The sequence below is a fragment of the Pseudoduganella dura genome (assembly GCF_009727155.1).
In the GTDB taxonomy this organism is placed as follows: Bacteria; Pseudomonadota; Gammaproteobacteria; order Burkholderiales; family Burkholderiaceae_D; genus Rugamonas; species Rugamonas dura.
The window spans coordinates 5,884,039-5,896,069 of the sequence record NZ_WNWM01000002.1 but is presented as its reverse complement, the minus strand read 5'-3'; the positions used below and the strand labels follow the sequence as shown (position 1 = coordinate 5,896,069).

The window sequence follows — 12,031 nt, the reverse complement described above, 5'->3', positions numbered from 1 at the left end:
TCGCCTGGTTATTTCCTGGAGAATTTTCATGACTAAAAGTAAAACCCCTGCATCGGCCGCGCTGAAGGCCGGGTGCATAATGCTCGGGCTCGTAATGCTCGCCACCGGCCTGTTCTTCGCCGTCGGCGGCGCCAGGCTCGCCACGCTGCACGGCAGCTGGTATTTCCTGATCGCCGGCGTGGTCATCGTGGCGTCCGCCGTGCAGTTCATGCGGCTGAAATGGTCCGCGGTCATCGTGTATGGCACGGCGTTCGCCGGCACGCTGGCCTGGGCACTGGCCGATGCCGGGCCCGATTTCTGGCCGCTCGTGTCGCGCCTGATGCTGCCGGCCGGCCTGATGGTGCTGGCACTGCTTGCATGGCCGTCGCTGCGCAGGATCGACAACCGGCCACCTGCCGCCAGGGCCGCCTACGGCCTGGCCGCCCTGCTTGTGGCCGGCATGGGCGTCACGTTCGCGGCGATGTTCCAGCCACACCCGACCGTCGCGTTCCAGGGCACGCCCACGCCACTGGTGCCGGTCGCGCCCGGCCAGGAGCAGAAGGACTGGAGCAGCTACGGCAACACGCCGGGCGGCAGCCGCTTCGTCGCGCTCGACAAGATCACACGGGACAACGTGAAAGACCTGAAGGTCGCGTGGACCTTCCGCACCGGCGACATCCCCGTGAGCCCGACGGGCAATGGCGCGGAAGACCAGCAGACACCGCTGCAGATCGGCGATCGCATCTACCTGTGCACGCCGCATAACAATGTGATCGCCGTCGACGCCGACAGCGGCAGGAAGATCTGGGAACGCGCCTTCAACGTGCAGGCGCAGGTGTGGAACCGCTGCCGCGGCCTCGCCTGGTTCGATGCAACCCGGCCGATCCCGCAGCCCACCGCGGCCAATGCGACGCCGGTTGCGCCGGTGTCGCTGCCGGCCGGGGCGAACTGCCGGCGCCGCCTGCTGATGAACACGATCGACGCACGCCTCGTCGCGATCGACGCCGACACCGGTGCAATGTGCGAAGGCTTCGGCGATGGCGGCATCGTCGACCTGAAGGCGGGCCTGGGCAATGCGGACGATCCGAAATACCAGCTCACTTCCGCGCCGACCGTCGCGGGAACGACCGTCGTGGTGGGCGGCCGCGTAGCGGACAATGTGCAGACCGACATGCCCGGCGGCGTGCTGCGGGGCTTCGATGTCATCACGGGCCGGATGCGCTGGGCATTCGATCCCGGCCGCGACGATCCGAACGCCCGCCTGTCTCCTGGCCAGACGTATGCGCGCAGCACGCCGAATGCGTGGGCCGCGATGTCTTACGACCCGGCGATGAACACGGTCTTCATCCCGATGGGCAGTTCGTCGGTCGACCTGTGGGGCGGCAACCGCACGCCGCTGGACCACCGCTATGCGACGTCCGTCCTCGCGCTGGATGCGACCACGGGCAAGGAAAAATGGGTGTATCAGACGGTGCACAACGACCTGTGGGATTTCGACGTGCCGATGCAGCCGAGCCTGGTCGACTTCCCGAACAGGGACGGTTCGACCACGCCCGCCGTCGTGTTCGGCACGAAGGCCGGCCAGATCTTCGTGCTCGACCGCATGACCGGCAAGCCGCTCACGCGCGTCGAGGAACGGCCCGTAAAGACCGCGGGGATCAGCAAGGAGCAATATTCGACCACGCAGCCATTCTCGGTGGGCATGCCGCAGATCGGCGCGCAAACCCTGAAGGAGTCGGACATGTGGGGCGCCACGCCGTTCGACCAGCTGGCCTGCCGTATCGGCTTCAGGTCGATGCGCTACGAGGGCCTGTACACGGCGCCGGGCACGGACGTGTCGCTGAGCTTCCCCGGCTCGCTCGGCGGCATGAACTGGGGCGGCCTGTCCATCGATCCCAACCACCGTGTGGTCTTCGTCAACGACATGCGCCTCGGCCTGTGGGTGCAGATGATTCCGCAGGATACGGGCAGTGGACCCGGCGACAGCGGCCCCGCCGGCAACGGCGGCGAAGCGGTCAACGCGGGCATGGGCGCGGTGCCGTTGAAGGGCACGCCCTACGCGGTCAACAAGAACCGCTTCATGTCGCCGCTCGGCATTCCCTGCCAGAAGCCGCCGTTCGGCTCGCTTTCGGCCGTCGACCTGAAGACCCGCAAAGTCCTGTGGCAGGTGCCGATCGGCACCGTGCAGGATACCGGTCCGTTCGGCGTCAAGATGCGCATGCCGATGCCGGTCGGGATGCCGACGCTCGGCGGCACGCTGGCGACGCAGGGCGGCCTCGTGTTCATCGCGGGGACGCAGGACTACTACCTGCGCGCATTCGACAGCGCGACGGGCAAGGAAGTGTGGAAAGCGCGCCTGCCGGTGGGCAGCCAGGGTGGACCGATGAGCTACGTGTCGCCGAAGACCGGCAAGCAGTATGTGCTCGTCTCGGCGGGCGGCGCACGGCAGTCGCCGGACCGCGGCGACTACGTGATCGCCTACGCGCTGGACCGCTGACCGCGCGCAAGCACGACAACCGACTTGCAAGACAAACGGCGGCGGCACCATCCGTGCAGGCCGCCGCGTCGTCATCAGTTTTCGCGCCCTCTCAGGGTGCCCGTACGTAGCGCAGGATTGTATCGACCACGGTGTCGCGCCGCGCGGCATGCACGTCGGCCGCGCCGAGGTCGCGGTCGAAAATGAAGCCGGCCGTATGGCGGTTCGACACGTTGTAGAACGACAGCGCGCTGATCGACATGTGCAGGTCGACGGTATCGATGTCCGCGCGGAACACGCCCTCGGCGATGCCGCGCTGGCACAGGCGGTCCAGCAAGGTGATGGCCGAACGGTTGATCGCGCGCAGGTCCGGGATCTTGCGGATGTATTCGCCCTGGTTGATGTTCTCGCTCATGACCATCCGGATGAACTCGGGGTGCGCGGAATGGAAGTCGAAGGTGGCGCCGACCAGCTTGCGCAGCGCTGGTTCCGGCGGCAACGTGTCGATATGGAATTCGCTCTCGACCTGGCGGAAGCGGCGGTAGCTCTCCTCCAGCGCGGCCACGTACAGGTCTTCCTTGCTGCCGAAGTGGTAGTAGATCATTCCCTTGTTGAGCCCGCTTTCAGCGGCGATCGTATCGATGCGGGCGCCGCTCAGGCCGTGCCTGGAAAACTCCTGCAGCGCCACGTTCAGGATCCTGTCGCGGGTGCCGTCTTCGTCGGCCTTGGGGGATGCGGTCTTCGATCTGCTGGCTCTGGTCATCGCGGCATTTTAAACGATGCCGCCATGCAGGGATTGCGCCGGCCGGCAGCGCCTCCCTAGAAGCTATGGGTGATGCCCACGCCGTATGTGGAAGCAATGCGCGCCGGGTACGCCTTGCGGGCAAAATCGGCGTAGACGCTGGTGCGTGCGGAAAGCGCCTGCCTGACGCCCAGCCCCAGCATCCGTTCCTGTCGAACGCCGTCGACGTCGACACGGCCGGCGCCGATCCGGTAGGTGGTGCGGCCGGCAACGTGGCTGGCGCCCACCGACAGCCCCTTCGCGGTCGAAGCACCGGACCGGCTGATGTCATAGCCGCCCATCAAGCTCACGGCGGTCCCGATGAGCTTCAGCCCGATGAAGCTGTCGGTATCGCCCGCGCTGTTGCGACCATGCGCGATCATCGCGGCGCCATGCGGGTGCCGGTATCGCACGGCCGTCATCAGCGCCTTGCGGCGGCTTCCCGCGGAGGATTCGGGCGAGCCGCTGACGTGAAGCGTGAAGCCATTCATGTCGGGCGAATCGTAGAAAACCCCGTTGTTGACGCGCCCCCAGTCCGGCGTGCCGCCCAGGTTCGCAATCGGGTCGGACGCGAAATTGCGGCGCCACAGGTCATACGCCGGCGAGGCAATGCGGTCGTAGTAGTCCCACGGATCGAAGATCCAGTCGTTCGCATAGAGCGCATCCATGTGCCGCCCGATCCGCAGCGAGCCGAATTTTCCCGTCAGGCCAATGGTGGCTTCGTCGTGCCAGAACGGCTTGCCCGCCTCTTCGAAGGCGCCGCTGTCCGGCTCGAAACGCGTGCTCAGCCTGAATGTGACGATGGCACCGTCCCCCAGCGCTTCCCTTGCCTCGAAGGCGAGATTGCTGCGCTGGATCGGCCCGACCCGCCAGGTATCGCCGTTGTCGCGGTACACACCGGCATCGATGAAGCCCGACACCAGGATGCCGCCCTGCGACCATGCCGCCGGCGATGCAAGCAGGCAAAGAGGCAAGGCAAGGGCGAGCGCAGAGCGCGATCGCCGGGTTGCTTTCGCTGTCAATTCCGCTGTCGAATCAGGATTTCGCCGCCGCCAGCGCCTGCGCGATCCAGCTGTCGAACAGCTGCTGGTGGAATTCGATCCAGCCCGCGGTGTGGCGCGCGATATCGGCCTGCGTGTTTTCGCCACTGCGCATGCGCTCGTTCTGCGCATTGATATCCGCAATCGGCAGGCGCATCACTTCGAACAGCTTGACGGCCGCCGGATTTTTCTCCGCCCAGGCGCGGTTCACGACGATGCGCGTGGTGTTGACGGCGAATCCATAATCGCTGCCATCGTCGAGACGGGTATTGGTCTTGCCGGGATTCGACGAGAACGGCACCTGCAGCCACACCACATCCTTGCCCGGCACCAGCACCCCGCTCACCCAGTATGGCGTCCACGTGTAGTACAGGATCGGTTCGCCGCGCTTGTAGCGGCCGATGGTATCGGCGATCAGTGCCGAGTAGCTGCCCTGCACATGCTTGACCGTCGCGCGCAGCTTGTAGGCATCCATGTGATTCTCGATCATCGCCTCGCAGCCCCAACCCGGATTGCAGCCGGTCAGGTCGGCCTTGCCGTCGCCGTCCTGGTCGAACAGTTTGGCCACTTCCGGATTGCGCAGCTGGTCGATACTGGTGATGCGGTACTTGTCGGCGGAGGCCTTGTCGATCAGGTAGCCCTGCGCGGCCGGACCGGCATACCGGCCCGTGCGCAGCAGCTTGCCGTCGCCGCCGGCATTGTCGTAGTAGTCCTGGTGCAAAGGATCCCAGTGCACCGCGAGGAATGTCGCATCGCCGTTGGCGATGGCGATATGCGCGGTCGGATAGTCGACTTCCTGGATCGGCTGCGGCTCGTAGCCCAGCTTTTCCAGGGCGCGGTCGACCAGCATGGTCTGGAACGTTTCCTCGGCGATCGAACTTTGCAGCGCCTGCACCTTGATGCCCTTGCCGGGCAGGCCGGCATCGGGCGTTTGCGCCATGGCCAGGCTGGTGGTCAAGGCGAGCGCGGCAAGCGCCAGCGCCGAAAACCATTTGAACCTGCGCTGCGTTTTACAGGTGACGTTGAAGTGTTCGATGTGATGCATGGCGATCCTTTCTTCTTTTACTTGCTTAGTGCGCGGCACTGGCCGTGGCCGGCGCGGCCGCTTCGCCGCGTGCCGGACTGCCCTGTACCGTGCTGCCGCCTGCCAGGCGCAGGATGAAACCGGCCGGGCCCGTTTGATACCAGTGACGCACGCCGCGGCGCGGCTGCCCCATCGCCTGCGTCAGCCGGTCCAGCGTGATGGCCAGAAGCACGATGCCGAGCCCGCCCACGGTGGCCAGGCCCATGTCCAGGCGGCCGATGCCGCGCAACACCATCTGGCCCAGGCCGCCGACCGCGATCATCGACGCGATCACCACCATCGACAGCGACAGCATCAGCGACTGGTTGATGCCGGCCATGATGGACGGCATGGCCAGCGGGAACTGCACGCGCGTCAGCAGCTGCCAGGGCGAGGCGCCATAGGCACGCGCCGCTTCGATCAGGTCGGGCCGCACCTGGCGGATGCCGAGATTGGTCAGGCGCACCAGCGGCGGCAGCGCGAAGACGATGGTCACGATCACGCCGGGCGCATTGCCGATACCGAACAGCATGACCACCGGCACCAGGTACACGAAGGCCGGCGTGGTCTGCATGGCATCGAGCAGCGGGCGCAGGATGTTTTGCGCGCGGTCGCTGCTGGCGAGGAAGATCCCCAGCGGCAGACCGATCGCCAGGCAGAAGGCCAGCGATGTCAGCACCAGCGACAGGGTGATCATCGCCTCCGGCCAGACGCCCAGCATCGCCACGACCAGCAGCGCCAGCACGGTGCCGATGGCCAGCGCGCGGCTGGTGAACTGCCAGGCCAGCAGGCCAATAATGGCGATCACCACGGGCGACGGCGCGGCCAGCAGCACGTCGCTTGCGCCTGTCAGCGTCGCGTCGATGGGCGCGCGCACGGCCTGGAAAAACGGCCGGCAATGCTCGACGACCCAGCCCAGGCCGTCGTTGATCCAGGATTGCAGCGGCAGCGAACCGTCGAACAGCTGCGCCAGGTGAGAGCCGCCGGCATGCTCCGGCGTTGCAGCCGGCCCCGCGGCGTCGAGCCAGGACGTGTCGCCGGGCGGGGTGGGCAGCCACGGGTTTGCCTGCGCGGCTTGCTCGGCGGCCAGTTCCGGTGGCATTGAGGTATTCGGGTTCATGCTTGTCCTTTCTCTACGCGTGATTCAGTTCGTGGCTCGGCAATGGGCGGCGTATCGCGGTCGAGGAACTTCAGCAAGGTGGTCTTGCTGATGGCGCCGCGAAAGCCGCCGTCGCTGGCGACCACCGGAACCGCGTAAGGCAGCTGCGCGACCTGGCCGAACAGGCCGGCAACGGGTTCGTCGGCATCGATGGTCTGCACATCCGGCAGGTAGGCATGCGACAGGCCCAGCGGACCGACGTGGCCTTCGAGCGCGCTGCGCAGCGAATCGGCCGACACCACGCCGAGGAATTCGCGCCTGGGGTTGACGACGTAGGCATATGCCCGGTCCTGCTCTTCCAGCATGGACAGCGCCGCGCGCGAACCGCGGGTCGGCGATTCCGACACCACGATCTGGCTCTTGCGGGCGATATCGCCGGCCTTGAAGACGGCCGCCGCGTCGACGCCGCGCACGAAGTTGCGCACGTAATCGTTGGCAGGCTTGCGCAGGATCTCTTCCGGCGTGCCCACCTGCACCACGTGGCCATCCTTCATGATGGCGACGCGGTCGCCGATGCGCATGGCTTCGTCGAGGTCGTGAGAAATGAAGACGATGGTGCGGCGCTTGATCTGCTGCAGGCGCAGCAGCTCCGACTGCATTTCCGTGCGCATGATCGGGTCGAGCGCGGAGAAGGCCTCGTCCATCAGCAGGATCGACGGATCGCAGGCCAGCGCGCGGGCCAGTCCCACGCGCTGCTGCATGCCGCCGGACAGTTCGTCCGGATAACTGGCGGCATAGCCGGCCAGGCCGACCTGTTCCAGCGCCTGCCGGGCCAGCGCATGGCGCTCGGCCTTGGGCATGCCGGCCAGTTCCATGCCGAACGCCGTGTTGTCGAGCACGCTGATTTGCGGCAGCAGCGCGAACGACTGGAACACCATGCTGATGTCCTTGCGGCGTAGTGCGCGCAACTGCGCGTCCGGCAAGGTATTGATATCGTTGCCGTCGACCAGGATGCGGCCGTCGGTCGGCTCAATCAGGCGATTGAGCATGCGTACCAGCGTCGACTTGCCCGAGCCGGACAGGCCCATGATGACGAAGATCTCGCCCGCTTCGATGGTGAAGGTGGCGTCGAACACACCGATCGTGCATCCGGTCCTGGCGAGGATATCCTGCTTGCCCGCCCCCTGGCGGACCAGGGCCAGTGCCTCTTCGGGCTGGTCGCCGAAGACTTTGAAGACGTGGTCGATGATGATTTGCTTTGCCACTTTGTGGTTCTCCTTCGATTTCGCGAATGAATGAAACCCTGCGGCCAGTGGCCGCGAACGGGAATCGGTAAACCCCGGGCCGACGGCGATGCAACGGTGCGCAACAGCGCACGCAAGCGACGGAACAGGGCGAGACACGCGTAGCCGGCGGGCTTCATGCCTGTACGCCGGGGTGTCATGTGCGTGTCAAAAGAAGCTGGGCTACAGGACTCTTGACCACGCGGGTGCCATGCAAGGATGGCACCGGGGTATTCGACGCAAGTGCGTCGAATGATTAACGATGCGGGCGCAAGGCCCGATGAAAGCACCCCACGCGTTGCGTGAGGTGCACTGTGCAGCAGGGATGCCGCAGAGACAATCTGTTGTAAATTTACGTCAAGTATAACGCAAAAATACGTAGGAGTCTAGGTACTTTCCGGCCTGAAATGTGCTAGTAATGTTCGCCAGCGCACAGATCGTGATATGCCTGATGACAGGTCTGATGGTATGTCCGAGTTGCGCAGGCAAGCTCCATACGGCCCTGGAAGCTCCATACGGCAGGTCGTTTCATGCGTTGAAATTGAAATGGATGCCGTCGTCCGTTCCGCGTACCACGAGCGTGAAGAAACCAGGCGAATGCGCCAGCGTGGGTGCATCGCGCGTCAATCCGCCGGGAACGCGCTGCCATCCCGTCCAGCCGGAGGCGCCGTCGAAGTTATTGTGGTGAAGGCCGTCATCCGTCCCGCGCACGACCAGCAAGCCGTTCGCGATGGCGGGTGCCGAGGGCGTTGCGCCGTCGGGTATGCGTTGCCAGACGCCCCATGACTGGCGATTGGAACCCAGGCTCTTGTAGTGGATGCCATCGTCCGTTCCCCGCACGAACAGGAAAAAGCCCGCGCCGAATTGGGTGAGGGCCGGCGCGGAGGGCGTCCGCCCGTTGTCCGGGACGTCCCGCCATCCATGCCAGGCACCGGGTCCGTCGAACGTGTTGAAGCGGATCGCACCGTCCCCTCTTCGTACGGCGAGCACACCCGGTGCCACGGCCGGCGCGGAGTCCGTCTGTTCTCCGCCCGGCACCGGCTGCCACCCTTCCCAATGTCCGGCATTGCGGTTGAAATGGATGAGGTTATCCGCTCCGCGTGCGAACACGTACACGCTACCGTTCAGCGACGCGGTGGCGGGCGCCGAATGCGCCGTCAACCCGTCGAGCGGCTGCCAGCCGCTCCAATGGTCGGCCTGGAAAAAATGGTTGTGATGGACGCGGTTGTCCGTGCCTCGCACGAATACGTCCACCGCACCGGTAGCGCCAGGTGCGTCGATCGTCCTCCCACCCCCAGGGACTTGTGTCCAGCCTTGCCAGCTTGCCATGTCGATATCTCCCGTTCGTTGCAGTGAAACCGGCCATGCGGCCGGGCTTGCAGTAAAAGCGATTTGCCGTCGAGGCAGGCCGATGATGCAAGCTTCGGCCAGGCCATCGGGTTGCAGTGCAGGGAGTGTTCGCCGGATCGTCTAAGGTAGATGCGAGGTGCGACCCGTAACGTGGAATGTACACCTCGACGCAGTCGTGTTGCAAATCTTACATGAAGAGGGCGGCCTGCCGAGTAGGCTGTCTGCAACACCGGGATATGCTGTGTGACTCATTTCTAACCAACCGATCGTTTTCCGCAGCGCTCGAGGCGGCGAAGACTGTCCTGTCGTGGACCGACGCCGGTCATCTCGCGGTAGCCGATATGCCAATATCCAAATGGCCGCGATTTTGCCCTGCCCTTCCTCTTCGTGAACCGGACTGCGTTGCAAACCGCCTTGCCGATCAATCTTTCACGACGAATTTTATCGACCCAAACCGAATCGGCAACGCCGTACGCCAGTGTCGACCCACCAGCATGCCATCGGCAACGATTTATCTCTTGTCAAAACATTTTTTATCGACTTCAACATATTGTTTTCTCGCCAGTAATCCAACACCTAAATTTCTTGTCAGTTAATGATTTCAAGCCAGGAGTTGGTTATACAATCGCTTCGTACCGTTTGACGGGTAGTCACCAGGCTCTTCGGATCCCGAAATGATTGTTCCCATCGGCCAGTTTTCCTGCATACAGTAGTATTTTTTAAGGGAAAAATTATCATGAAGAACGCACATTATGCGCGGCGCACCCCTGTTCTCTTGATGGTCGGTACAGCAATAATTTTTGGGACGGCGCAAGCTGCGCCAGTCGGCACGGATTATCCGGCCGCCCAGCAAGCTGCAATGTCCCAGCTAATGGTGGATATTTCGGGCATCCCGAATTATGACGAGAGAGGCGCCGCGAGTAATGTTATCCAGGATTTCCACGTGGGGGCCGGAGCGTCGATAACGAGTCTCGCGTGGGACGTCAATGCCACGGCTTACGCCGGCAGCTACCTGTCCGAAATGAAAATTACGTTCACCGATATCCTGGGCAGGGGAGTTACCTTTACGCCCGGTAATGGCGACGATTTCGACGGCACGGTGGATTACGCCGGATTCCAGGATTTGCGCGTACTGGGACAGGTTTTTACAGTGGGTGCCGACGGTATCCTGCGCCTCGAATTTCACGATGGCTTCAAGGATCTCGCTTTCGATGAACCCGAGGGTATGTGGAATCACGGCACGCTGACTTTCGGCATTGCCCAAGTGCCCGAGCCGCCTGCCATTGCGATGGTGCTGGGCGGTTTGCTCCTTTTGGCGAGCTCCAGCATGCCGCGCCGTTCACAACAACGGGTATTTTCATGATTGCCGGACGTGGTTTCTCCAGCAGTTATTCCCGAAGAATAGCCAATCATCAAGCGATCGTTACTGGAGCCTGGAAAATGAATGCACGATTTTTCTACCTGTTGCTGACCCGGCTTTTTTCATACCATGCAAAGGCCGTGCTTGCCGTGGCATCGGCTTTTCTTGCAGCTCCGGTATTTGCGGAGGCAACATTCGAACCGGCGCAACCGATACCGCTCTATTCTTATTTTTCAACGGGCGATGTCAATGCCACGGTAACCGCACCAACCACCCTTCCCTCGCCATCGTTCGTACTGATGGGTGGTGGCCCCGACGTGGATCCCGCTTTTCGATGGCTGATCCAGCGGGCCGGCATCGGACCAGGTACGGGAGGGCGATTCGTCGTCATCCGGGCAACCGGAACGGAGGCCTATAATCCCTATATTTTCTACAGCGACGAGACGTTGTCGACATCCAGCACGATCGCCGATTTGTGGGTGGGCGGCGCCTCGCTGGGCCTCACGTCGGTGGAAACACTCGTGATTCCAAGTGTAAAAGCGGCCAACAATAAAGCCGTCAATGCCATCCTGGCCAGGGCCAATGTCGTGTTCATCGCAGGTGGCGACCAGAGCCATTACATCCGGTTCTGGAAAGGCACGGCGCTTGAACAGACTTTACTGGCCTTGATGAAGAGAAACGTGCCAGTCGGCGGGACCAGCGCCGGCCTGGCAGTGCTCGGTCAGTTCGATTACTCCGCCCTGTACAAATCCGCCACGTCGGAAGATTCGATGCTCGATCCTTATTACAAGGATATAACTTTCGATCCAAACCCGTTGAGCTTGCAGGGCGGCTTCATCGCACCGCCGGCATTGGCAAGCATGATTTTCGATTCGCATTTCGACAGTCGCGACCGGATGGGCCGCTTTATCGCATTCCTGTCGAGGATCGTGGCGCCGACCGCAACACCGGGCGGGACCTTCGGCTGCATCGGCGGGGTACTTCCCGCATCGTCCAGCGGCAATGCGACCGCGCGCGGCATAGGTATCGGTGTCGAGACCGCATTGCTGGTTCAGGGAAACGGCAATGGGAAACCGGTCACGGCAAGACGAGTCACCAACGCGTCCACCACGACGGAAAGCGCTGTCTATTTTGTTCGTCCTTCGGTCCCGCCGAGTGTATGCAGACCCAAGACCCCCCTGACAGTCTCCACGGTTGAGGTAAGAAAGCTGGCGGATTCGAATCGGGTTTTCAATATTACCGACTGGACAGGCGTGCCGCTGTACAAATACATGGACGTCACATCGGGCATGTTATTCCCCGCAGACTGGTACTGAGAGCCGCAGGCGCGACCGAATTGGAAGCGGTGCACTATACCGCCTGCAGCATTCGTATCGCAAATGAACGCGCTTCCGACCTCGTCGCTGGCGAAACCTGCTGTCACACCGCTGGCGGCTGGAATTCCGGAGGCAGCAGCCGTGCGCCACCAATCGAAGCGCCAAACCATTTAGGGGCTGCCCAGAGCCGGCGGTCTGCCCCCACGCCCAGGATCGTATTGCTCCGAAAAACGTATGATTTTTTACACATTGCAGGCGATATGCAAGAGCTGATACAGAATTCA

General features: G+C 63.2%; 9 protein-coding genes. 3 read left to right on the top strand and 6 right to left on the bottom strand.

The annotated features are described in order from the left end of the window. Positions 1-28: 28 nt before the first annotated feature. Positions 29-2,476 (top strand): membrane-bound PQQ-dependent dehydrogenase, glucose/quinate/shikimate family, encoded by a 2,448-nt coding sequence (locus GJV26_RS25705; protein ID WP_155711464.1) that lies wholly within the window; start codon positions 29-31, stop codon positions 2,474-2,476. Between the two features lie 91 nt (positions 2,477-2,567). Here the strand turns inward: GJV26_RS25705 and GJV26_RS25700 are convergent, their stop codons facing one another. The 6 genes from GJV26_RS25700 to GJV26_RS25675 all read right to left on the bottom strand — a co-directional run bounded on the left by GJV26_RS25700 (position 2,568) and on the right by GJV26_RS25675 (position 9,050). After that, positions 2,568-3,218: a TetR family transcriptional regulator gene (locus GJV26_RS25700; protein WP_155711463.1), complete on the bottom strand. Its 651-nt coding sequence runs from the start codon at positions 3,216-3,218 to the stop codon at positions 2,568-2,570. Between the two features lie 56 nt (positions 3,219-3,274). Then, positions 3,275-4,210, bottom strand: a complete 936-nt coding sequence (locus GJV26_RS25695) for a porin (RefSeq protein ID WP_173346272.1) — start codon at positions 4,208-4,210, stop codon at positions 3,275-3,277. 61 nt (positions 4,211-4,271) lie between these two features. After that, complete coding sequence (proX, locus tag GJV26_RS25690) at positions 4,272-5,321, bottom strand: glycine betaine/L-proline ABC transporter substrate-binding protein ProX (protein ID WP_155711461.1); 1,050 nt, start codon at positions 5,319-5,321, stop codon at positions 4,272-4,274. A 25-nt stretch (positions 5,322-5,346) separates the two neighbouring features. Beyond that, positions 5,347-6,459 carry a glycine betaine/L-proline ABC transporter permease ProW gene (proW, locus tag GJV26_RS25685; protein ID WP_155711460.1) on the bottom strand — a complete coding sequence of 371 codons (1,113 nt, stop codon included), beginning with the start codon at positions 6,457-6,459 and terminating at the stop codon, positions 5,347-5,349. After that, positions 6,456-7,703 (bottom strand): glycine betaine/L-proline ABC transporter ATP-binding protein ProV, encoded by a 1,248-nt coding sequence (gene proV / locus GJV26_RS25680; protein ID WP_189441814.1) that lies wholly within the window; start codon positions 7,701-7,703, stop codon positions 6,456-6,458. The genes proW and proV overlap by 4 nt, the downstream gene beginning before the upstream one ends. Before the next feature lie 546 nt (positions 7,704-8,249). Beyond that, entirely contained in the window at positions 8,250-9,050 is an 801-nt protein-coding gene (locus GJV26_RS25675) for a DUF8189 domain-containing protein (protein ID WP_155711459.1), read from the bottom strand. Between the two features lie 757 nt (positions 9,051-9,807). Here GJV26_RS25675 and GJV26_RS25670 point away from each other — a divergent pair. Continuing rightward, on the top strand, positions 9,808-10,434 hold the full coding sequence (locus tag GJV26_RS25670; RefSeq protein ID WP_155711458.1) for a hypothetical protein: 627 nt from the start codon (positions 9,808-9,810) through the stop codon (positions 10,432-10,434). Further along, positions 10,431-11,747 (top strand): cyanophycinase, encoded by a 1,317-nt coding sequence (locus GJV26_RS25665; protein WP_155711457.1) that lies wholly within the window; start codon positions 10,431-10,433, stop codon positions 11,745-11,747. The genes GJV26_RS25670 and GJV26_RS25665 overlap by 4 nt, the downstream gene beginning before the upstream one ends. The last annotated feature ends 284 nt before the right edge of the window (positions 11,748-12,031 follow it).